Source organism: Candidatus Pseudothioglobus sp. uisw_142 (assembly GCF_059512465.1).
Genome location: NZ_CM183452.1, coordinates 1,423,646 through 1,445,915 on the forward strand (window position 1 = coordinate 1,423,646; position 22,270 = coordinate 1,445,915).

The 22,270-nt window shown below is 39.1% G+C and carries 20 protein-coding genes; 7 read left to right on the plus strand and 13 right to left on the minus strand.

Annotated features, from left to right (window positions below; all coding sequences use genetic code 11):
* Nucleotides 1-5: 5 nt before the first annotated feature.
* The gene (locus AC5YGB_RS07300) at nucleotides 6-725 is read left to right on the plus strand and encodes a thioredoxin fold domain-containing protein (RefSeq protein WP_020028387.1); all 720 of its coding nucleotides are present in this window, start codon (nucleotides 6-8) and stop codon (nucleotides 723-725) included.
* Nucleotides 715-1,992: a 16S rRNA (cytosine(967)-C(5))-methyltransferase RsmB gene (rsmB, locus tag AC5YGB_RS07305; protein ID WP_496137119.1), complete on the plus strand. Its 1,278-nt coding sequence runs from the start codon at nucleotides 715-717 to the stop codon at nucleotides 1,990-1,992. Before AC5YGB_RS07300 ends, rsmB begins: the two co-directional genes overlap by 11 nt.
* Nucleotides 1,993-1,994: 2 nt before the next feature.
* On the opposite strand, the gene lon is transcribed toward rsmB, so the two are convergent.
* The 7 genes from lon to AC5YGB_RS07340 form a co-directional block, all read right to left on the minus strand.
* Nucleotides 1,995-4,331: an endopeptidase La gene (gene lon, locus AC5YGB_RS07310; RefSeq protein ID WP_020028389.1), complete on the minus strand. Its 2,337-nt coding sequence runs from the start codon at nucleotides 4,329-4,331 to the stop codon at nucleotides 1,995-1,997.
* Nucleotides 4,295-5,626, minus strand: coding sequence for a ribosome rescue GTPase HflX (gene hflX, locus AC5YGB_RS07315; RefSeq protein WP_496137120.1), 1,332 nt, complete (start codon nucleotides 5,624-5,626; stop codon nucleotides 4,295-4,297). The genes lon and hflX overlap by 37 nt, the downstream gene beginning before the upstream one ends.
* Nucleotides 5,627-5,659: 33 nt before the next feature.
* Nucleotides 5,660-6,925, minus strand: coding sequence for an ATP-dependent Clp protease ATP-binding subunit ClpX (gene clpX / locus AC5YGB_RS07320; RefSeq protein ID WP_496137121.1), 1,266 nt, complete (start codon nucleotides 6,923-6,925; stop codon nucleotides 5,660-5,662).
* 14 nt (nucleotides 6,926-6,939) lie between these two features.
* Nucleotides 6,940-7,536, minus strand: a complete 597-nt coding sequence (gene clpP, locus AC5YGB_RS07325; RefSeq protein WP_020023935.1) for an ATP-dependent Clp endopeptidase proteolytic subunit ClpP — start codon at nucleotides 7,534-7,536, stop codon at nucleotides 6,940-6,942.
* A 1-nt stretch (nucleotide 7,537) separates the two neighbouring features.
* Complete coding sequence (gene tig / locus AC5YGB_RS07330; RefSeq protein ID WP_496137122.1) at nucleotides 7,538-8,836, minus strand: trigger factor; 1,299 nt, start codon at nucleotides 8,834-8,836, stop codon at nucleotides 7,538-7,540.
* Between the two features lie 92 nt (nucleotides 8,837-8,928).
* Nucleotides 8,929-10,038: an enolase C-terminal domain-like protein gene (locus tag AC5YGB_RS07335; protein WP_496137123.1), complete on the minus strand. Its 1,110-nt coding sequence runs from the start codon at nucleotides 10,036-10,038 to the stop codon at nucleotides 8,929-8,931.
* A gap of 12 nt (nucleotides 10,039-10,050) precedes the next feature.
* The gene (locus AC5YGB_RS07340; protein WP_496137124.1) at nucleotides 10,051-11,670 is read right to left on the minus strand and encodes a choline dehydrogenase; all 1,620 of its coding nucleotides are present in this window, start codon (nucleotides 11,668-11,670) and stop codon (nucleotides 10,051-10,053) included.
* A 100-nt stretch (nucleotides 11,671-11,770) separates the two neighbouring features.
* Here AC5YGB_RS07340 and AC5YGB_RS07345 point away from each other — a divergent pair, with 100 nt between their 5' ends.
* From AC5YGB_RS07345 to AC5YGB_RS07365, 5 genes are all read left to right on the plus strand, one after another.
* Nucleotides 11,771-12,508, plus strand: a complete 738-nt coding sequence (locus tag AC5YGB_RS07345; RefSeq protein ID WP_020026318.1) for a TSUP family transporter — start codon at nucleotides 11,771-11,773, stop codon at nucleotides 12,506-12,508.
* Nucleotides 12,509-12,655: 147 nt separating this feature from the next.
* Nucleotides 12,656-13,672, plus strand: a complete 1,017-nt coding sequence (locus tag AC5YGB_RS07350; RefSeq protein WP_496137125.1) for a glycine betaine ABC transporter substrate-binding protein — start codon at nucleotides 12,656-12,658, stop codon at nucleotides 13,670-13,672.
* A 160-nt stretch (nucleotides 13,673-13,832) separates the two neighbouring features.
* Nucleotides 13,833-14,735 (plus strand): ABC transporter permease, encoded by a 903-nt coding sequence (locus tag AC5YGB_RS07355; protein ID WP_020023912.1) that lies wholly within the window; start codon nucleotides 13,833-13,835, stop codon nucleotides 14,733-14,735.
* 9 nt (nucleotides 14,736-14,744) lie between these two features.
* The gene (locus AC5YGB_RS07360; RefSeq protein ID WP_020026316.1) at nucleotides 14,745-15,779 is read left to right on the plus strand and encodes a quaternary amine ABC transporter ATP-binding protein; all 1,035 of its coding nucleotides are present in this window, start codon (nucleotides 14,745-14,747) and stop codon (nucleotides 15,777-15,779) included.
* Between the two features lie 11 nt (nucleotides 15,780-15,790).
* Nucleotides 15,791-16,558, plus strand: a complete 768-nt coding sequence (locus AC5YGB_RS07365) for an SDR family oxidoreductase (RefSeq protein WP_496137126.1) — start codon at nucleotides 15,791-15,793, stop codon at nucleotides 16,556-16,558.
* 29 nt (nucleotides 16,559-16,587) lie between these two features.
* Here the strand turns inward: AC5YGB_RS07365 and AC5YGB_RS07370 are convergent, their stop codons facing one another.
* The 6 genes from AC5YGB_RS07370 to AC5YGB_RS07395 form a co-directional block, all read right to left on the minus strand.
* A complete protein-coding gene (locus AC5YGB_RS07370; protein ID WP_496137127.1) occupies nucleotides 16,588-17,226 on the minus strand; it encodes a c-type cytochrome in 639 nt (212 codons plus the stop codon).
* A gap of 88 nt (nucleotides 17,227-17,314) precedes the next feature.
* Complete coding sequence (locus AC5YGB_RS07375) at nucleotides 17,315-17,626, minus strand: c-type cytochrome (RefSeq protein ID WP_496137128.1); 312 nt, start codon at nucleotides 17,624-17,626, stop codon at nucleotides 17,315-17,317.
* Nucleotides 17,627-17,680: 54 nt separating this feature from the next.
* Nucleotides 17,681-18,466 (minus strand): enoyl-CoA hydratase-related protein, encoded by a 786-nt coding sequence (locus AC5YGB_RS07380; RefSeq protein WP_496137129.1) that lies wholly within the window; start codon nucleotides 18,464-18,466, stop codon nucleotides 17,681-17,683.
* A gap of 21 nt (nucleotides 18,467-18,487) precedes the next feature.
* Entirely contained in the window at nucleotides 18,488-20,545 is a 2,058-nt protein-coding gene (locus tag AC5YGB_RS07385) for an acetate--CoA ligase family protein (protein WP_496137130.1), read from the minus strand.
* Between the two features lie 6 nt (nucleotides 20,546-20,551).
* The gene (locus AC5YGB_RS07390; protein ID WP_020026313.1) at nucleotides 20,552-21,709 is read right to left on the minus strand and encodes an acyl-CoA dehydrogenase family protein; all 1,158 of its coding nucleotides are present in this window, start codon (nucleotides 21,707-21,709) and stop codon (nucleotides 20,552-20,554) included.
* A gap of 24 nt (nucleotides 21,710-21,733) precedes the next feature.
* The gene (locus AC5YGB_RS07395) at nucleotides 21,734-22,261 is read right to left on the minus strand and encodes a thioesterase family protein (protein WP_496137131.1); all 528 of its coding nucleotides are present in this window, start codon (nucleotides 22,259-22,261) and stop codon (nucleotides 21,734-21,736) included.
* Between the last annotated feature and the right edge of the window lie 9 nt (nucleotides 22,262-22,270).

Consider the following 22,270-nt stretch of genomic DNA (forward strand, 5'->3'; position numbering starts at 1 on the left):
TTCACATGAAAAAGTTTCTTACTATCGCGTTAATCTTTATCACTAATATTGTTTTTGCAGATGTTGGCATGATTGTAAATAAATTAAAGCCTTATTTTCCAGAAATTAAGGCTGAAAATATTAGCACTTCTCAGCTTGATGGATACTATGAAGTAGTTCTTACAAATCCTAGCATTGATGTACTTTACATTTCTATGGATGGAAGATATGTGCTTCAAGGCGCAGTCACTGATCTAGAATTAATGACAAATATTTCCACTAATCGTGTTAACGCAATCAAACAAAATATGCTTGACAGCATTAGCGATAATGAAAAGATAATCTTTAAATCCGAAAATGAGAAATATGTTGTTCATGTTTTTACAGATGTTGATTGCCCCTATTGCGCTAAACTTCATGCAAATATGAATGAAATGAATGCTCTTGGAATTACTGTGAAATATTTGGCCTCACCTCTGGAGCAACTTCATCCAAATGCTCAAAGCGCTATGGAAAAAATATGGTGTGCTGAAGATAAGGCGATTGCCATTCACAATTATAAAACTAAGCGATTCTTGCCAAATAGCCCAGATTGTATTAATCCAGTTGCAGAGCAGCTAGCAATTTCCAAACAATTGGGCGTCAATGGAACGCCATCAATTTTTTTTGAAAATGGATTAAATATTCCTGGCTATTTAGAGCCCGAAGAGCTTTTAAATAGATTTTTGAATACCCTTGCTCAATAACAATAATTCAAGAGTCATTGCTCATAATGCTATTTGTCTTGTAGCACTTGAAAAATATACGCTTTCTGAATCGTTATTTCCTAGTGAAACCTCAGAATCTTCATTTGCAAAGTCACTCACTTACGGCTCACTCAGGTTCTATCATCATCTTAATGATGTTATAACTCCTCGGCTAAAAAAAACCTTAGACAAAAAAAATCTTGATATTCACATTCTTATAATTATGGGGGCATATCAACTAATTTATACTGATGTGTCAACTCATGCTGCCATCAATGAAACAGTCGAGGTGGCAGAAAAAATTAAAAAGCAATGGGCTAAAGGCCTTATCAATGCAATACTTAGAGGGATTGATAGGGACCGAGATGATATTCTTAATACTCCTCACTATTCTCATCCAAGTTGGCTTGTAAAAAAAATTATGAAGGAATATCCTGATAATTTTCATAAGATATTTACTGAAAATAATAAACAAGCCCCAATGTCTCTTCGAGTCCATCCATCAATTAATATCAAGTCATATCAAGATAAACTTTTAGAGGGGGGTATAGAATCTAAGACCTCAAAAATTGCACCTCAGTCTTTGACCCTTAATAAAGCAGTAAATGTAGAAAAATTACCAGATTTTAGAGATGGCTCTTGCTATGTTCAAGATACTTCTGCGCAACTAGCAGGTCAGCTCATTGCTCCAAAAAATGGTGAATTAATATTAGATGCCTGTTGCGCACCTGGGGGTAAAACAACTCATCTTGCTGAGCTTTGTCCTAATTCAGAGATCTTGGCATTAGATGCTGACGAGAAAAGGCTTATCAAAGTCAATGATAATATTAAAAGACTTAAGAATAAAAATGTTAAAGTCATTTTAGGAGACGCAACAAAGGGCGACTGGTGGAATCAAAGACTTTTTGATAAGATTTTAGTAGATGCTCCATGCACTGGAACAGGGGTGATAAGAAGGCATCCAGATATTAAACTTATAAGAAAACCTAGGGACCTTTCCCATATCGTCGAGGTTCAAGCTTCTATTCTTAAGAACTTATGGTTAATGCTAAAACCTGGAGGCATACTTGTATATGCTACATGCTCGATTTTAAAAGATGAAAATGAAAATCAAATAAGTAAATTTATTAACCTCAATATGGATAGTAGTATTGAGGAAATCAAAGTTCCTTGGGGCAAAGGTCCTATAGGAAAGCAACAATTACCTAATGATATATTCGATGGATTCTATTATGCTCAGCTAAGAAAAAAAAGTAAGTCCAAATAAGACTATTTCTCTAATGCAATATCTAAAACCTGGTCAATCCATTTAACTTTAACAATTTCTAGCTTACTTTTTATTTTTTCAGGCACCTCAGATAACTCACGCTCATTATCTTCGGGAATAATGACAGTTTTAATACCTCCTCTCATTGCGGCAAGAAGTTTTTCTTTCAAACCACCGATTGGGGTTATTTCACCCCTCAGAGTAATTTCACCAGTCATTGCAACTGCAGCTTTAACTTTTCGACCAGTTAAAACTGAAACAAGAGCTGTACACATTGCTGCTCCAGCGCTCGGCCCATCTTTTGGTGTTGAGCCATCTGGAACATGGATATGAATATCCAGTTTTTCATGGAAATCATCTGAAATTCCTAAAGAATCGGCACGTAAACGAGTTACTGACATTGCCGCTTGTATTGATTCTTTCATAACGTCACCAAGTTGGCCCGTATAGTTTAATTTTCCCTTACCTTTGTATGAGGATGCTTCAATTGTAAGTAAGTCACCACCAACTGAAGTCCATGCTAATCCTGTTACCTCGCCGATTTGATTATGTTCTTCAGCTAAACCAAATCGATACTTCTTCATTCCTAAAAATTTTGGCAAACTTTTAGAGTTAATAATTGCTCTAGCTTTTCGTTTTTTTAGCGTTACGTCCTTAATGACTTTTCTACATATGCTGCCAATTTCACGATCAAGATTTCGAACACCTGCTTCTCTAGTGTAGTAACGAATAATATCCATAATTGCAGAATCTTTAAAGACTATTTCCGAACTATTAACACCATTGTTTTTCATTTGCTTCGCTATTAAGTGTCTCTTAGCAATTTCAAGTTTTTCATCTTCTGTATATCCAGACAAATGGATGATTTCCATTCTGTCAACTAATGCTTCTGGGAGGTTTAAGGAATTTGCAGTCGCAACAAACATAACTTGAGAGAGATCATAGTCAACCTCTAGGTAGTGATCATTGAAAGTATGATTTTGCTCAGGATCCAAAACCTCGAGCATAGCAGAGCTTGGGTCGCCTCTAAAATCAGAGGCCATTTTGTCTATTTCATCTAGGAGAAATAATGGATTTTTGACATTAACTTTTTGCATTTTCTGAACGATAGATCCAGGCATAGCACCTATATAAGTTCTTCTATGTCCACGAATTTCTGCCTCATCTCTTACACCGCCAAGAGCCATGCGAACATACTTTCGATTCACAGATTTTGCAATTGATTCACCCAGTGAGGTCTTTCCTACACCAGGAGGTCCAACTAAACAAAGTATATTGGCCTTATTATGCGTAACACGACTTTGCACAGCAAGGTGCTCCATAATTCTTTCTTTTACTTTATCCAACCCATAATGATCAGAGTCAAGAATCTTTTGCGCCTTAACTAAATCTTTATTAGTTTTAGTTTTTTTACTCCAAGGCACTGAACACAAATTTTCTATATAGGTTCTAATGATGGATGCATCAGAAGACTGGGATGACATTCTTTGAAGTTTATTAAGTTCACTTTGAGCTTTCTTTTTAGCCTCCTTAGGCATTTTGGCTTTGTTAATACTATTTTGTAAATCCTCAATTTCATTTTCATCATCAAGGGTGCCAAGCTCTTTTTGAATGGACTTCATTTGTTCATTCAAGTAATAGTCTCTTTGATTAGACTCCATTTGCTTACGGACTCTATTCTGAATTTTTTGCTCTGCACCAAGAACATCTAACTCACCTTCAAGGATGGACAAAATTGCCTCTAGTCTATCTTGTGCTTGGCCACTTTCAAGAAGACTCTGTTTTTCACTCACTTTGAGACTTAAGTTTGCAATAATTACATCACTAAATCTTTCAACATCGGTAATTTCTTTAAGAACCTTATAAACCTCTTCAGGGATTTTTTTACTAAGCTTAATATATTTTTCAAAATTTTCTAATGCAAGACGCATCATTGCTTTAATTTCTGTATCGTTATCAAAACTTAAACTACAATCACTTAATACGACTTCAGTGTGCTCACCTAAATCTACAAACTCTTCAATTTTTGCGCGTTTAACTCCTTCAACTAGAACTTTAATAGTCCCATCGGGCAATTTTAAAAGCTGAAGAATTGTTGCCAAAGTTCCAACCTTGTGAAGATCGTCATTATTTGGTTCCTCAATTGCTTCATCTTTTTGCGTAGCTAAAAAAACATTTTTATCTGCTTCCATAGCTTGGGTGATTGCTTTAACAGAGGATTTCCTTCCAATAAATAGTGGAATAACGGTATGAGGAAAAACAACTACATCTCTTAATGGTAGAAGGGGGGTTGACTGCTTCTCTAAGCTGTTTGACTCTGTTGTGATTTCTGCTTCCATAATAATGAAACACCTTGCTTATCTAGTAATCTTTCTAGATAGTGACTAGTTACATTAATTTCAAGTAGCCATTGACCAAATTCGTTCATTATTTCTTTTTTAATAAATCCAACTTTATGTATTTCACTTCTTATATATGCCGACTGAACATCTAACTTGATACGTGCAGAAGTCATCATTCCACTAAGACTTTCAGATAAGGCCTCATAAAGAAGATTAACCCCTTCTCCAGTTTCAGCAGAAAGCCAAACACGAGAAATATTTCCTTCTGAGTCTTTATCGATTCTTGGTTTAAAGTTGACTAGGCCATCAATCTTATTCATTACTAGAATTCTTGGTATTTTTTGAGCATCAATTTGCTCAATAATATCTTCGACCTGGTCAATTTTATCTCTGTTATTTGGATCTGATGCATCAACAATGTGAAGAAGTACATTTGCCTGACGAGTTTCCTCTAATGTTGATTTAAATGCCTCAACAAGTTCATGCGGCAAGTCCTGAATAAAACCAACTGTATCCGCGATGACTGCCTCACCAGATGCTGGCAACATAACTCTTCTAATAGTAGAATCAAGAGTTGCAAATAACTTATCATCTGCATACACTTCAGCATTTGTTAATAGATTGAAGAGTGTCGACTTGCCAGCATTTGTATAACCGGCAAGAGATATCATTGGAAGCTGATTTTTTACGCGAGATTTTCTGCCTAGATCATGTTGTTTATGAACTTTTGCAAGTCGCTTATTAATATTTTTAATTCGAATTGAAATAAGTCTTTTATCTGTTTCTAACTGAGTTTCACCAGGACCTCTTAAACCTATACCTCCTTTTTGCCTCTCTAGGTGAGTCCAACCTCTTACTAATCTGGTTGAAAGATGTTTTAATTGAGCAAGCTCTACTTGCAGCTTTCCTTCAAAAGAGCTCGCTCTTAATGCAAAAATATCCAATATTAAGCCTGTTCGATCCATAACTTGGCACTTCAATGCTTTTTCTAAGTTACGTTCTTGAGATGGCGATAACTGGTGCGAAAATATAACTAGTTCAATTTCATTGTCACTTACACTTAATGCAAGTTCATCAACTTTACCAGTTCCAATAAAAAACTGCGCCTTAGTAAAACTTCTTTTTACTAACACTGTTTCAATAATATTCAGTCCAGAAGAGGCAGCAAGCTGTTTAAATTCATTGGCACTATCTGGTGATTGACTAATAGAAGTGAGCTCAATATGGACTAGGATAGTTCTTTCGCCTTGACCAACCGCATCCTTTTGACGATCAAACAACTCCATAGACATTATTGAGTTTTTAGCATACAGAATTTAATTTCATTAGCTTGCCTTGCGAATAGTTCTTTTCTTATTATCAGATTGATGAACTATTACTGGTTGTTTCAAACCTTCTACAACTGCTTTATCTATCACAACCTCTTTCACACTTGGATTAGATGGAATTTCATACATTGTATCTAACAACAAGTCCTCTAAGATTGCCCTCAAACCTCTTGCTCCTGTTTTTCTCTTAAGCGCTAATTTGGCAATAGCTACAAGAGCATTCTTCCTGATTGTTAGCTTTACTCCTTCAATAGCAAAAAATTGTTGGAACTGTTTCACTACTGAATTTTTTGGCTTCGTGAGAATTTCGATTAAAGCATCCTCATCAAGCTCATCCAACGATGTATGAACTGCTAAGCGTCCTACTAACTCAGGAATTAGTCCAAATTTAATTAGATCATCTGGCTCTAAAAACTTGTAAAGCTCAGTCAAGGTTTTTTTATGACTTTTTTCTTTGACATTGGCCGCAAAACCAATTCCAGCTGCTTTCTCAATTCGTCTATCTATAACCTTCCCAAGCCCATCAAAAGCGCCTCCACATATAAATAATATTTTTGAGGTATCAACATCAATCGTTTCTTGATTAGGATGTTTCCTTCCTCCTTGAGGTGGAACTGAGGCAATAGTGCCCTCAATTAGCTTCAACATTGCTTGCTGAACACCCTCCCCAGAAACATCTCTGGTGATCGAAGGAGAGTCTGAGCGGCGTGAAATTTTATCTATTTCATCTATAAATATGATTCCTTGCTCAGCTCTTTTTGGATCAAAATCACATTTTGCAAGAAGGCTCTTGATGACATTTTCTACATCGTCGCCAACATATCCAGCCTCAGTTAATGTTGTGGCATCTGCCACCGCAAATGGAACATCCAAGAAACGAGCCATTGATTGAGCCAAAAGCGTTTTTCCACTCCCAGTAGGTCCAATCAAAAGTATATTTGACTTATCAAGCTCAACATCATTGGAAATATAGTCAGCTTTGAGGCGCTTATAATGATTATAAACGGCCACAGAGAGAATTTTTTTTGCATGGGATTGACCAATGACATATTCATTCAGCGAGCTAAATAAATCTTTAGGAGTGTAATTCCAATCCTGGTATTGATCTTTTTTATCCTTGATAGTTTGTTCTTGTATCAAGTTGTAACAAGAGTCTATGCACTCGTCACATATATACACGCCCGGACCGGCGATTAGACGAGTAACCTCATCTTTATTTTTTGAACAAAATGAACAACTTAGATCTTCAGTATTTTGATCCATTGGCAAACTTCAATTTAGCGTTTATTAATGACTTTATCAATAAGTCCATATTTAGCAGACTCACTTGCAGACATGAAATTATCGCGATCAGTATCTTTTTGAATATTTTTCATACTTTGACCGGTATGCTCTTTAAGGATTGAATTTAAATTATCTCTCACCTTCAGAATCTCTTGAGCATGAATATCTATATCACTTGCTTGACCAGAGAACCCTCCTAATGGCTGATGAATCATACATCTAGCATGAGGAAGAGCAAACCTTTTGCCCTTAGCTCCAGCAGTCAAAAGAAGCGCACCCATACTTGCAGCTTGTCCGATACAAAGAGTTGAAATATCAGGCTTAATAAATTGCATTGTATCGTAAATTGCTAGGCCTGCAGTGACCGAACCACCCGGTGAATTAATGTATAAATGAATATCTTTATCAGGGTTTTCGGACTCCAAAAAAAGGAGCTGTGCAACCACAACATTAGCTGTGTAATCCTCAACAGGACCAACCATAAAAACAACACGCTCTTTTAAAAGTCTTGAATAGATATCATAAGCCCTCTCACCGCGACCTGAGCTCTCTATAACCATTGGGATTTGATTTAAATTTTGAATTGTCATATCAGTTTTGGGTATTCATTATTTCTAAAAATGTTTTGTCTGTAGTCGTTACCTTTGCTTTTTCAGCAACATGTTTGGCCACCAAATCCTCAACAACAATTGACTCGATATTAGCAAGCCTTGAAGGATCTGTGTTATACCAATCAATCATTTGCTGTGCGCTCTCACCATATTGTAGCGACATTTCATTAAGTTTAGCATCAACCAAATCTTTTTCAGCTGTTATTTCGGAATCCGTTGCAATTTTATTAATTAACAAGCCTAATTTGACTCTTCTTGCAGCCTCTTCATTGAACATCTCAGCAGGCAGCTTACCTTTTGATGGCATACCTTGCTGCTCCATGCGAGACTCCATGTCTTGTTGAAGTTTTTCTGCCTCAGAGGAAACACTCCCCTCAGGAACTTCGAAATCATTAGCTTCTAGAAGCGCTGAAAACGCAGTATCTTTGTTCTGCTGAACGAGCCTTGAATCAAGCTCAAGCTTCATTTGGTTAGTCATTCTTGACTTCATCGTTTCAAAATCTTTTTCACCATATTTCTTTGCGAATTCATCATCTCTTTTCAGCTCAATTGGTGATCCAATTTCATTAACTTTAACCTTGAATACGGCCTCTCTTCCAGCCAAGTTCTCCACATGATAATCCTCTGGGAATGTTGCGTTCACCTCGACAGTTTTTCCAGATGCAACGTCAATAAGCCCTTTTTCGAATCCCTCAATCATTGTTCCTTTTCCAAGAACAATTTCAAAGCCTTCAGCAGCACCGCCTTCAAATGACTCGCCATCGAGAAGCCCCTCAAAGTCAATAATTAAGCGGTCACCATCCTTCGATTTGCGCTTGACCGTCTTATACTCAGTCGAGCGGTCTTGAAGGTCTTGCAGAGCTCTCTCTTCATCTTCTTCAGTCACCTGTGAGCTGACCTGATCAATTGTTAGTTTAGACAGAGCATTGACTTTAATTTCAGGGTAGACTTCAAACTCAAGCGTATAAATTAAGCTGTCAGCATTCTCTGTATCGATATTTGTTAGGGAAGGTTGAGTCGCTGGAGAGACATCTGCATCCGTTAATGCATCAGCCAAGGTTTCACCGACAATCTCAGTTGCAGCGTCAGATTTAGCGCTTCCACCGAATCTTTGTTTTAATACGGCAGGCGGAATCTTTCCCTTTCTAAAGCCATCAACACGTACTTTACCTGCAAGGCCTTTGATAATTTTTTCTGTTCTTTCATTGAAAATGTCTACCGGTAATTCAACCGTAAGCGACCTTTTAAGTCCCTCAAGAGTGGTGAGTGAAGTCTTCATCTAATTCTAAATCCGTAACTTATTAAAAAAAGGCAAATTATACAGTATTTTTTAACGTAAAAAAAAGGGCGCTTAGGTCATACAAAATAGATTTAAAAGCGAGACCCAGTATAGCTTACTTGATAATTGGCCAACGACAACCACTCTTGATTTATCTCAACACCCCAACCAGGTTTATGAGGTAACTCTAGATGTCCATCCACAATTTTAAAATCAGGGCTAAAAATATTATCTTGCCAAGGGTAGTAATCAAGCCCTTCGATTGAAAACTCCAAGTATTTTCCCGGGTTTTTGATTGAGCCCATTAAGTGGGCTGAAAAAAGCGTTACTAGGGACAAATTAGCAGCATGAAGAGTAACCGGAATGCCTTTTTTTTCAGCCAATTTAGCAACCTCAAGTGTCCGAGTAATGCCTCCCATGTAACAAATATCGGGCTGTACAATATCAACGACTCTGGTATCGATCATGTGCCTCCAAACTCTCATATCGTTATCCTGCTCTCCACCACTCACATCGATATCAAGCGCCTCTGAAACCTGTCGAGTCCAATCTGGCTCCCAGTAAGGGCAGGGCTCTTCGAAATGACTGACGCCATAATCCTCAAGCATATGACCAACCTCGATCGCTTTTTTAGGACTGTAGGCGCTATTGGCATCAACGAGAAGTGACACCTCGTCACCCAAAGTCTTTCTCACTTCCTTAATAATCGATTCAGTTCGCCCAGGCCACTGATCGATGTCATGCCCGCACTCCCTTCCAATTCTAAACTTAAAGGCAAAGTAGCCATAAGCTTCCTTGAGCATTAAAAGCCTCTCTGCTTCGGCCTCAGATGAGATCTCTCTTTGCATACTTGAGGCATAAACAGGAACTGAGCTTGGACTCCCACCCAGCAATTGGCAGACACTTTTATTTGCTCTTTTAGCCTTAATATCCCAGAGCGCTGTATCTACCCCGCACAAAGCTCTGTAAAGATAGGTGCCAGGAAACTTGTGCTCCCTCTCCAAGACTTTCCTGTTGACTTCACTGATATCTAAAGCGCTCATACCGAGGACATGAGGAGCGACCTGAAGGTGGACAACTTGTGCAGTAATTTCACTGTTATAGGTCGAGGTTTGACCCCAGCCCTCATCACCCTCATCTGTTCTCAAGCGGACCAGTCCGACATACTCATTTGTAAAAGTTTCAACGCTAATTATTTTCATAGTATGAGAGATTTAAACATGAACTTGATCCTGCAAAATAAGATCGGACGCCTTTTCACCCACCATTATGGTTGCGGCGTTAATATTACCACAGACTAGCTTAGGAAATATCGAGGCATCAGCCACCCTGAGAGACTCTATTCCATACACCTTAAGATGACTATCAACAACATCTTTGTTGGGATCTGGGCCCATTCTACAGGTACTAGAGGGATGAAAAACTGTCCACACACTTTCTTTGATATGCTGAATCATTTGTTTATCACTCTGGCAATCTGGGCCGGGCCTAAACTCTTTTCCAATCACGCCGCTAAAGCTATCTGTTTGTGCTATCTTTCTGAGCACCTTAACGCCCTCCAATAAGTCTCTAACATCGTCCTTATGAGAGAGGTAATTAGGCTCAATGATGGGCGGCTCTGAAGGATCACTACTCTTTAATTGAATGCGCCCTCTTGAACGAGGACTGCAATTCGAAATTCCTAGGAGCATCGCTGAAAAGGGGTCTGGACTCATCATCGCTCTTTTGTCGGGTGACTCCAATGAGTAACTAACAGGTGAAAAATAAAGCTGAATGTTTGGCTTCTCTAGCTCATCGCGTGTCCTTATAAATCCGCCTGACTGGTTAACACTTAAACTGAGCGGACCTCTCCTTGTAAAAATATAGCGAAGTCCCTGGTAGATTTTTCCAAGGACAGGCCTCAACTGATCATTCAAGGTGGGCACTTTGCTTTTATAAAAATAGCTCACTCCGACATGGTCCTGAAGATTTTCTCCTACACCAGGGCTGTCATGAACTAAGGGGACTGAGGCCTTTCTCAAGGCAGCTTTTGGACCAATCCCTGAAAGCTGAAGAAGGTGAGGAGAGTTGATCGAGCCTGCACTTAAAATAACCTCACACTTAGCGATGGCCTGATGAATCTTGCCTGACTTTTTATACTCAATGCCGAACGCCTTTTTGTCTTGAGTAAGGATCTTTGTCGCCTGAGCATTCTTAATAATAGTCAGATTAGTGCGGCCTATTATGGGCCACAAGTAAGCCCTCGAAGAAGACATTCGCTGCCCTTTATGAGTGGTTATTTGGTAGTTACCAACCCCTTCCTGTGTTGCACCATTCATATCCTTATTAAGACCAATTCCAATCTCCTGGGCTGCAGACAAAAAGTTCTGACAGAGAGGGTGAAGCTGCTCAGACACCTCAGAAACATTCAAAGGTCCATCGCCGCCTCGATAATCATCAGGGCCGTTCTGCCATGACTCCATTTTTTTAAAATAAGGCAAAACATCACTGTAAGACCAGCCTGGGTTTCCTGCCTCAGACCACTGATCAAAGTCTCTAGAGTTTCCTCTCACATATACCATCGCATTGATAGAGCTAGAACCGCCCATGACTTTACCTCTTGGCCAATAACTCGGCTTATTGTCTGCATCTGGACTTGGCTCAGTCATATACATCCAGTTAACCGCTTTCTGGTGATAAGTGACTCCATATCCTATTGGCATTTGAATGAAGAAGCGGCGATCTGAACCGCCAGCCTCAATTAGCAATACCTGAGTTGAGGGGTCCTCACTGAGGCGGTTTGCAATAACGCAACCAGCAGAACCTGCACCCACAATAATATAGTCGTATTTCATTTGATGAATATTAAAGCTTTTATGTATTAATTTGTAGAATTCAAAAAAATAATACCAAAATAATCTATAAACTTGAGCTCATCCATTAAACTAATTTTCAATGCTCATTTCAGACCCAGTCATTTTTCAGTCATTATTGCTTTTTGGCGCCTTCTTTGCTGGTCTTGTCCAAGGCGCAACGGGTTTTGGAAGTGGGATTGTACTCAATGCTTTTTGGCTTCATATTCTTGAGCCTTCAGCTGCAATTTCATTAAACATTGTCTCCTGTTTGTTTGTATCCGCTCTTCCAATCTACAAGCTACGTAAAACTCTAGACTTCTCTAAACTCAAGTCATTTGTTTTTTTTGGTGTCATTGGTATACCGACTGGGCTCCTCATATTAACGATGACAGATCCGAGTATCTTTAAAACTACTGTTGGACTTATATTAGTGATTTTCTCAATCTGGAAATTCAAAAGCAAGGATATTTTAATCAACTTTAAAAGCAATCCTGCTCTTGATAAGCTCATCGGTTTTATCAGCGGAATACTGGGAGGTTTTGCAGCACTGGGCGGAATACTCCCAACAATCTGGGTTAATCTTCAAAGGCTTCCAAAAAACACTCAGCGCGGCACATACGAACCATTCATATTTATAACCAGCATTGCCGCTGTTATCAGTTTTTATTTTGCTGGATTTTTGACTTTAGATATTTTTTATAACTTTCTGAAAGCATTTCCTGCGCTGATGCTTGGCTCTTGGATTGGCATCAAGATTTATGCACTCATAAATGAGGCCCTTTTCAGACAAGTTATTCTGGGACTTATTTTTCTGGCAGGGTTGGTATTATTATTTTAATCAATCAAATCACTACAATTAGCTACATAAAGTATATAAAAGACACTATTTTCTTAAAAATAGTATTTCAATCACACATGAATTAAGTTAAACTTGATTTAATCCACTTTTTTTCAGTGGATTTATTTTTAAAATTAAGGAGAGAAAATGAAACTAATAAATAAATTATTAGCTGTAACAGTTATTTCTGTTGCTCTAGTGCCAGGAGTTGTGAGCGCTGACTGCGGAAAAGCAAGACTAGCTGATTTTGACTGGAGTAGTGCCAACATTCATACGGCAATTGCTGGCTTTATCTTAGAGCACGGCTATGGTTGCGATGTTTCTATAACAAAAGGAAGTACAACACCTATTATGGCTGCACACTATGATGGACAGCTTGATGTTGTGACTGAGCTTTGGTATGACAACATTAAAGATACTTATGATAGTCACGAAGCTGCAGGAACAGTAAGAAACCTAGGAATTAATACGCCTGACTCTCAGCAAGCATTCTATGTTGATAGAGCGACCGCTGACAAGTACAACCTTACTAATGTTTTAGATATGAATAACCCTGAAGTTGCTGCGTTATTCAGTGATCCAGAAAACCCTTCAATGGGAAGAATGACAAGTTGTATTGGTGGCTGGACTTGCTACACGATTAACCTTGTTAAACAAAAAGCTTACGGATTAGATAAATACTACACTAACTTTGATCCAGGTTCAGGTGGTGCGCTTGATGCAGCAATCGCAGGTGCGTTTGCTAAAAAGCAGCCAATCTTTACTTACTATTGGGCGCCAACAGGTCTGATGGGCAAAGTTGATTTAGTAAGACTAGCTGAGCCACCATTTAACGCCGAGTGCTGGGCATCAATGCAAGTTGTTGTTGAAGATATCAAGGCTAATGGAACAGATGCATGGAAGCCAACTTGTGGAGTGGAGTACAGAGACATGTCATTAGACAAGTCAGTTCTTGCTGCATGGGCTGATTCTCATCCTGATGAGACTGCATTCATTGAAGCATATAGCATACCAACTGCACAAGTTAATAGACTGCTTGCATTCTATGAAGATGAGTCAGATGGTGATATGGAGCTAACTGCAATGGAGTACTTAGCGAACGATGACACATGGAAAGCTTGGGTACCAGCAGACGTAGCTGCTAAAGTATCTGCAGCTCTATAAGTTAGATAAGATCTAAAAAAGAGCCCACTTGTGGGCTCTTTTTTTAAATAGAATAAGCATCATGATAAGAAAATTTCTCACGTACTTTACTTTTCCCATAATCTTTGTTTGGCTTTTAGTTGTAAGCTACAACTCATCTAAAAGGAAGCCCGACAGTGTAATGGAGCTCTTAACTGATCCCAGTTGGCTTTATGATTGGCCAAAATGGCTAGATATTCCATTAATGAAATGGATTAATGATGGCTTCAAGGTCTTCAACGAAAAGTATGGAATTTACTTTGAAGTAATCAATGACTTTCTTCTTGGTGCGATTCTATCACTCAAAAAATTCTTAATTGTTTTGCCTTGGCCAGTGGTCATCGCACTCGTTGTTGCAATTGTGTTCTTTTCTAGTGGAAGAAAAGTTGGAACAACCGTATTCGTAGGAATCTGTACATTTTTTATAGGCTTCCTTCATCCCAAGTTTTGGGATAAAGCCATAGAAACAACCTCAATCATGATTATTGGAATTCTCATATGTATTGTTATTGGTATTCCTCTAGGTATTGCAATGGCAAGAAACAACAAACTTCGTAATGCAATACTACCCGTTCTAGATTTAATGCAAACCATTCCTAGCTTTTGTTACCTCATTCCTGGCATTATGCTTTTTGGATTAGGTGCAGTTCCAGCAATTATTGCAACCGTTATTTATGCTGTACCGCCTCTAGTTCGTTTAACTGACCTAGGAATTACCTTAGTTGACACGGAAGTCATTGAGGCTGCTGAAGCCTTTGGTGCAAGCAAAAGACAGAAACTACTGGGCGTCCAGCTACCACTTGCCCTTCCAAATATTATGCAGGGCATTAATCAGTGTACGATGATGGCATTAGCCATGGTTGTAATTGCATCCATGATTGGAACGAGGGGACTTGGTGACGAAGTTCTACTTGGACTCCAACAGTTAAACGTTGGTAAAGCAACTGAAGCCGGACTTGCAATTGTTCTCCTAGCGATCGTGCTAGATAGAATTACCCAGGCTTATGGTAAAAAAATTCAAGACAGAAACCAACCACCAAAATAGACCCCTATTATGTCAAAAATCGAAATAAATAATATTTATAAAATATTTGGTCCTAACCCTCAGCAAGTAATGCCAATGGTTAAAGATGGCGCCTCTAAAGAGCAAGTGATGGAGGATACGGGTCATACTGTTGGCCTTGATAATGTCTCTCTGTCTATTGAGGAGGGTGAAATATTTGTATGCATGGGGCTTTCTGGCTCAGGAAAATCAACCCTCATTAGGCACATTAATAGGCTTATTGATCCTACCGCGGGTGAAGTTTTAGTCAATAACGTTGATGTATGCACTTTGGATGAAAAAGAAATCCTGGAGTTCAGAAAAAAAACCATGAGTATGGTTTTTCAGCGCTTTGGGCTTTTCCCTCACAAAACCATTATTGAGAATGTGGCCTATGGCCTCGAGATTCAAGAGGTACCAGAGGACCAGAGACGCGAAATTGCTCAAGGTCAAATCAGTGCAGTTGGACTTGATGGATTTGAACATCAATATCCTGCGCAACTCTCCGGAGGGATGCAGCAGAGGGTGGGACTTGCAAGAGCCCTTGCAACTGACCCAGAAATTCTTTTAATGGATGAGGCTTTTAGTGCATTAGACCCTCTCATCAGAAGCGAAATGCAAAACCAATTGGTTGACCTTCAAGCTAAACTCAAAAAAACAATTGTATTCATAACTCATGATCTGGACGAATCCCTGAAACTGGGTGATCACATTGGAATACTGAATGGAGGAAGGCTAGTTCAGGTGGGCAGGCCAGAGGATATTATCTTAAATCCTGCAGACGACTATGTGAAAGCATTCGTCAAAGATGTCAATCGCTCAAAAGTTCTCAGAGCTAAAACAATCATGACAAAGCTTGATAAATTTGACAAATCCTCAACAAAACCATCTTCAACTTACAAATATGATGAGGATACTTTTATTGAAGATCTGGTCCCTAAGGTATTAAAGGACAGGTCAACAATCGAGGTCGTTGATAAAAAAGGAACAACGAAAGGCTATATCACCTCAGATGAGCTCTCTGTAGCACTCACAAAAACACATTAGACTTTGGCGCTGTGAGCAAAAATGTAGTTATATCAGCAGCGGCAGATGGGATTGGCTGGTGCATTGCGAACACATTGCTAGAGAAAGGATATACGGTCTATGCCTCTGACATCAATCAAAAAAAAATTGACGAGCTCAACAAGCACCCACTCATCAATAAAAGATTATTCATAGAAAATATCAATGCGAGTGACCCTGAATCAGTTGCCCAATACTTTGAATCTCTCTCAAATAAAGTATCAAGTATTAGTGCTTTGATTAATAATGTTGGTATTGCTGGGCCAACTGGAATGATGGAAGATGTCTCAGTTGATGACTGGAAAAACACAATCGATACCAATTTAAATAGTCATTTCTATTTTACAAAAGATGCAATCCCTCTCCTAAAGTGGAGTGGCGGCTCAATTGTCAACCTGTCTTCTACAGCAGGAATTTTTGGATTCCCTTTAAGGACCCCTTATGCGGCCTCTAAGTGGGCCATTATTGGAGTGACAAAATCCTTGGCCATGGAGCTTGGCGAGTTCAACATAAGAGTCAATGCGATTTGCCCTGGATCAGTTTCAGGGGATCGAATTGACCGAGTCATAAAAGCAAAGTCAGAATCTCTCAGAGTTGATGAAAAGGAGCTCAGAGAGGATTTTGAGAGTATGGTCTCACTTAAAACATTTGTTGACAAAGAGGATATTGCCAATATGGTTGTCTTTCTTCTGTCCGAAGAAGCCAGGAGAGTTTCAGGTCAAATATTGACGGTGGATGGAAATACAGAGAGGATGGACTAAATAAAATTTAGCCCAACAACTCTCAAGTGTTAATGGAGTCCCGCGATATACTGAGACAATGCGTCAATCTCTTCGTTTGTTAAGCCCATCGCAACATTGTTCATCATCGCATTGACTCTTTCAACGCCCTCAGAACCAGTCTGCTCGTTAATAGAATACTGACGGAAAGCCATTAGCTGAGAGGATGTATAGTCTGCATGCTGAGCCGCTACAGCCGGGAAACCAGCTGTTGGAATTCCTTTTCCTTTGGCTCCATGGCAAGCGATACATGCTGTCGTTTGAGTGTCCATCTTACCACCCACATAAATTTTTCTACCAAGCTCAATCATTTCCTCTGAGCCCTTAGCAGAATTTTCACTAATCGTTTGAATTGAATAGTAGGCTGCAATATCTTCCATGTCTTGATCAGAAAGCATTGAAGCGACACCCGCCATCATTGCATTCTCTCTTTCACCTGACTTGAAATATTGTAGCTGCTTTAAAATGTAAGTTTCACCCTGGCCAGCTAATTTAGGAAAGTTTGGAATCGTACTGTTTCCTGCAAGACCATGACAACCCATACAAGTAGCAGTTTTTGCTTGGCCTGCTTCAGCATCTCCTGCCGCTATGATCGGATTACTCAAAGAGGTGATAAGTAAAGAAGCTAAAATAATAATGATTTTTTTCATTCTCAATCTCCAAAAAATTCAGTGAAATTATACGTTATAAATTGAGGATAAGAAACCCTCTAATGATGCAAAATTTAAAAGAAAAGATTTATTTTTGAGGGTCTTGAATTGAGAGATATTCTGCTATCGATCTCTCAAAGCCTTCAGCCATTGGAGCCATCGCATTCATGTACGCATTTTGTCTTTCGCCAGATTGAAAATACTCAAGCTGTTGAACAATCCAATCAACATCTTTGCCTGCTAGAGAAGGGATAGAGTCATCAATAGAGCGGCCATTTGCACCATGGCAACTGGCACATCCCAATGCACTATACATTGCCTCTCCTTCACTATTAGCGAGTGAGCTCACAGAGAAAGTAGCAAAAATAAAAGTGATTAATATATATAAAATCTTCTTCATTTAATAAACACCCTATCAAAAACAGACCAATAGATTATACCAATTTCTAATTTGTTATTTTCCTTTCCATTTTGGGGATCGTTTTTCTGAAAAAGCGAGAGTCCCCTCTTTAGCATCTTCTGAACGAAGCATCTTTTGGTAAGCTTCAATCTCTCCAGATCGCATACACTCATATGAACTTTCTAAATCCATAGTCTCAGTTTCTCGAATAACTGACTTTATTGCAGCCAATGATAGTGGGGCAGACTGAGCAATCTGATGAGCCCAATCAAGTGCCTCATTTATTAAATGCTCCGGGTCGCAACTTCGATTAACAAGACCAAAATGTTTGGCTTCATCAACATTCATTCTTCGCCCAGTCATTAACATGTCCATAGCCACTGCCCTTGGAAGTCTGCGAGGGAGCCTTAAGACGCCGCCACTATCTGGAATGATCCCCAGGGTGGCCTCAGGAACAAAAAACTCTGCATGACTGGATGCAATAATCAGGTCTGCTGCAAGCGCCAACTCAAAGCCGCCACCAACTGCTAGTCCATTGACAGCGGCAATGACTGGCTTATCTAAATCCCATAGTTCAGTAAGTCCTGCAAAGCCTCCAGGCCCAAAATCTGCATCAACAGCCTCTCCCTCTGATGCCGCTTTTAAGTCCCAACCTCCACAAAAAAAACGATCTCCAGCGCCAGTAATGATAGCAACTCGTAGGCTGTCATCATCCCTAAAACGAATGAAAACCTCCCCAAGCATATGGCTCGTTTTGGCGTCAATCGCATTCGCTTTTGGACGGTCCAAAGTGATGAGCATCACTTCATCATACAATTCAAAATTTACAGCATTATTCATAATTCTCTCAATATAAAGTTCCTAGTCTGAATTTAACCTGATAAGTACGTCAGCTGCAACAGCACCTTTTTTTTCTTCCAAAACAATCAGTGGATTGATGTCCAACTCTAAAACATCATTTTTTTGAATTAACGCAATGATTGAGATAACCGCATCGACAACCGATTCTATATCCCCCTTTGGACTCCCTCTGTAACCCTCAAGCAAGGCATACACTTTGAGTTTTGAGAGTGCCAATAGAACATCACTCCTTGATGCAGGTAATAGCAATACTGAGCTATCTTTTAGTATTTCAACAAAAATACCGCCACCACCAATAATGACGTACTTTCCAAATGAAGGGTCATAATCAACTCCAATGATTAGTTCGCACACAGAATCATTAATCATTCTTTCAATTAATAAAGAAGGGCCCATTTTGAACAAATCATGGCAAGCTTTCTCCAGCATTCCAGAGTCTTGAATATTTAGCCTGACAGCTCCAAGCTCAGTCTTATGGGACAAGTCAGTATCAGAAATTTTAAGTGTAACTGGATAAGTGATTTCTTCAGCAGCCCTTAAAGCCTCAGATACATTAGTTATGATCCCTCCCTTAGGAATTGAAACGCCATAATCCTGAATCAGTTGCTTACCCTCATATTCAGTTAGTTGCTTAGTGTTTTTATTGTCTATTTGAGTTTGAAGTATGTTTATTTCTGGGACTTCATTTTTCTTAAAAGCGCAGCCAATTTTGTAAGAATGATTGAGCGCCTTAAGGCAAGTATCTAGGCCAACCATTGGTGTAATTCCAAAGTTTAGGCATTCATCTATAATTCGTTTCGGCATGCAGTCTGCCATCGATGCAAGCACGATTGCTTTTTCACTTGTTCCAGTGATTGCATCAGAAAGGGCCAAAAGCGTTGTGTCCCAATCTTTCTGTTCAGATTCTGGCGTTTTTGGCCAATCTAAAAGCAACATAGTGGCAGCAAAACTTCCATTAATCATTTGTTTAAAACACTCTGATGTTTTTTTTCGATCACCCCAAACAAATGTATGATAATCCAGTGGATTATCTACCTCAACATATTCATTCAGTGTTTGTTTGACTTTATTTTTGTGAGAATCAGTGAGGCTTGGAAATGTAATCTCCATGCCATCAATTAGATCGGCCATCATCCCCGCCTCACCCCCTGAGCAGCTCATAGAGGCAACTCCATGATGGTCAATCACTCCTAAAACACTGAGCAGCTTCAGAGTTTCAAGAAACTCAGGAACTGAATTGACTCGGGCGATACCGAGTCTTTCAAAAAAGAAACTAAACAATTCATCTGACCCTGTCAATGAGCTTGTATGACTGAGCGCAATCTTTGCAGAAGCTAAAGTTTTTCCTGATTTAATTGCAATGATTGGCACCTTCATTTTAATTGCTCTTCTGGCAGCATTATCAAATGATGCTATATCATTAATGCCCTCAATATGAAGCCCAATGGCATTAACTCTTGAGTCATCTAACATTGCATGAATAATATCTGCAATATTTGTGTTTGATTGATTACCTAGCGTAAACATGTAGGCGATTGGAAGTCCAGAAGACTGCATAGTCATATTTAGGCCAATATTGCCGCTTTGAGTAATAATTGCAACACCCTCTTTGACAGGTTCACATCCATGAACATCAGGCCAAAGTGCAAATCTATCCAAGCTATTAATGAATCCGTAACAGTTTGGGCCAATGAGCGGCATTCCATCTGCCGCCTCGACTAATCTCTGATTTCGTTTAACGCCCTCATCACCAACCTCTGCAAATCCGGAGGCATATAAAACCGCTCCGCCGCCGCCCATTGACTTGAGATCAGAAACGATTTCGATAGCTGACTCTGCATTAACAGCGATAAACGTTGCATCAGGAGCCTCTGGCAAATCTTTAATGTCACGATAACATTGAATACCTTCAAGACTATCCAATGTTGGATGTACAGACCATATTTGATGATTAAAACCTAACTTCTTAGACTCTTTAATAGCAAAATCAGCACCTCGATTTCCAACTACAGCAATTGATTTTGGAGATATTAATCGATGCAAGTCACTTCTGCTCATAACAAACTACTCAAATGGCCTTAGAAGTGATCTAGAAATAATGTGTCTTTGAATTTCGCTAGTACCATCCCAGATTCTTTCAACTCGATGATCGCGCCATATCCTCTCTAAAGGTAGTTCATCCATCAAGCCCATCCCACCTAATATTTGAATGGCCTCATCTGAAATCATTGCGAGTGTTTCAGTAGCCTTCAGTTTTGCCATAGCAGCATCACTATTAGTCATTTCTCCTTGAGTATCTTTCCAAGCAGCCTTAAGCGTTAAGAGTTCAGCAGCCTGAAGTTCCATTGACATATCGGCAAGCTTAAAAGAGACACCTTGAAATTTCCCAATACGTTGACCAAATTGTTCTCGTGTCGCAGCCCACTCTGTGGCAATCTGTAAAGCTCTTTCAGCTCTACCAAGACACATAGCAGCAACAGATAACCGAGTAGCACCTAACCACTCATTAGCTACATCAAAACCATGATCAACATCTCCCAGGACTTGAGATTCGTGGACGCGGCAGTTATCAAAATTCAATATAAAATTATGATAGCCTCTATGAGAGACACTGTTATATCCAGGCTCAACAGAAAAACCAGGAGTACCCATATCAACTAAAAAACTAGTAATCTTTTTTTTCTCACCCCTAGAAGTTTGTTCAACCCCTGAAGCTGCAAATAAAATTACGAAGTCAGCCATATCAGCATGACTTATAAAATGCTTAGACCCATTAATTACAAAATCCTCACCATCTCGCTCAGCTTTACACTTCATAGAACGGACATCTGAACCAGCATTAGGCTCTGTCATTGCAAGACAGTCAACCTTTTCTCCTCGAATAGTGGGTAGAAGGTAATTATCTACTTGAGACCCTTTACAAGCCAATAAAATATTACTTGGCCTTGCGACAATGTACTGAAGTCCAAAATTAGCTTTTCCCAATTCTTTCTCTAAAAGACATAATGTTAATGTATCAAGTCCACCTCCACCATGAATTTCAGGCATATTGCATGCATAAATACCACTTTCAATAGCTTTTTGCTTTATTTTCTCTACAACTGAATCTTCGATCTTATTGCTCTTTTCAACTTCATCTTCATGGGGATAGAGCTCCTTTTCAACAAAACTTTTGACAGAATCAATAATCATTTGTTGCTCATTTGACAGTCCAAAATCCATTTTTTATCCTTAGATTAAATTAATTTATTTATTAACGCTCATTACACGCCCCTTTTGCTTGGGTAACGTTAATTTTTGGTGAGATTCCCATATTTTTTCAAGAATTGCAAACACAGAAGGGCTAATCTCGCTTGCTTTTGCTTTCTTCATATCTACATGGATTAACATTTGTTCTGTGGTAGCTAATAGGCTTCCAGTGACTTCATGGAACATCTGATGAAAAATGTGAAGCCTTTTCGAATCTAGTCCTAATATTTGTGTTGCAAAGGCTAAGGGTTCTTCCTCAGAAGCCTCCAAATAGTAATTAATGTGAGTTTCAACTGTATAGAAGGATTGTCCAGCCAGCCTATAGTTATTATCAATCCCTATATATTGAAATAAAGCATCAGACGCATCACCAAATGCATAGAGGTAAAAGGATTCACTCATATGACCATTGTAATCAATCCAGTCTCGATGCACTTTAGCATTGTATATAGCTAAAGGTTCATTTAAATTATCGTCTTCAGAAAAATGCTTATATTTTCTTTTTAGATATATTTCGTTATCCATATGTCGTCA

Excerpts from the sequence above, each read along its gene's own strand:
- AC5YGB_RS07300 (WP_020028387.1), top strand. The coding sequence starts at position 6 with ATGAAAAAGTTTCTTACTATCGCGTTAATCTTTATCACTAATATTGTT.
- lon (WP_020028389.1), bottom strand. The coding sequence starts at position 4,331 with ATGGAAGCAGAAATCACAACAGAGTCAAACAGCTTAGAGAAGCAGTCA.
- hflX (WP_496137120.1), bottom strand. The coding sequence starts at position 5,626 with ATGTCTATGGAGTTGTTTGATCGTCAAAAGGATGCGGTTGGTCAAGGC.
- clpX (WP_496137121.1), bottom strand. The coding sequence starts at position 6,925 with ATGGATCAAAATACTGAAGATCTAAGTTGTTCATTTTGTTCAAAAAAT.
- clpP (WP_020023935.1), bottom strand. The coding sequence starts at position 7,536 with ATGACAATTCAAAATTTAAATCAAATCCCAATGGTTATAGAGAGCTCA.
- tig (WP_496137122.1), bottom strand. The coding sequence starts at position 8,836 with ATGAAGACTTCACTCACCACTCTTGAGGGACTTAAAAGGTCGCTTACG.
- AC5YGB_RS07335 (WP_496137123.1), bottom strand. The coding sequence starts at position 10,038 with ATGAAAATAATTAGCGTTGAAACTTTTACAAATGAGTATGTCGGACTG.
- AC5YGB_RS07340 (WP_496137124.1), bottom strand. The coding sequence starts at position 11,670 with ATGAAATACGACTATATTATTGTGGGTGCAGGTTCTGCTGGTTGCGTT.
- AC5YGB_RS07345 (WP_020026318.1), top strand. The coding sequence starts at position 11,771 with ATGCTCATTTCAGACCCAGTCATTTTTCAGTCATTATTGCTTTTTGGC.
- AC5YGB_RS07350 (WP_496137125.1), top strand. The coding sequence starts at position 12,656 with ATGAAACTAATAAATAAATTATTAGCTGTAACAGTTATTTCTGTTGCT.
- AC5YGB_RS07355 (WP_020023912.1), top strand. The coding sequence starts at position 13,833 with ATGGAGCTCTTAACTGATCCCAGTTGGCTTTATGATTGGCCAAAATGG.
- AC5YGB_RS07360 (WP_020026316.1), top strand. The coding sequence starts at position 14,745 with ATGTCAAAAATCGAAATAAATAATATTTATAAAATATTTGGTCCTAAC.
- AC5YGB_RS07370 (WP_496137127.1), bottom strand. The coding sequence starts at position 17,226 with ATGAAAAAAATCATTATTATTTTAGCTTCTTTACTTATCACCTCTTTG.
- AC5YGB_RS07375 (WP_496137128.1), bottom strand. The coding sequence starts at position 17,626 with ATGAAGAAGATTTTATATATATTAATCACTTTTATTTTTGCTACTTTC.
- AC5YGB_RS07380 (WP_496137129.1), bottom strand. The coding sequence starts at position 18,466 with ATGAATAATGCTGTAAATTTTGAATTGTATGATGAAGTGATGCTCATC.
- AC5YGB_RS07385 (WP_496137130.1), bottom strand. The coding sequence starts at position 20,545 with ATGAGCAGAAGTGACTTGCATCGATTAATATCTCCAAAATCAATTGCT.
- AC5YGB_RS07390 (WP_020026313.1), bottom strand. The coding sequence starts at position 21,709 with ATGGATTTTGGACTGTCAAATGAGCAACAAATGATTATTGATTCTGTC.
- AC5YGB_RS07395 (WP_496137131.1), bottom strand. The coding sequence starts at position 22,261 with ATGGATAACGAAATATATCTAAAAAGAAAATATAAGCATTTTTCTGAA.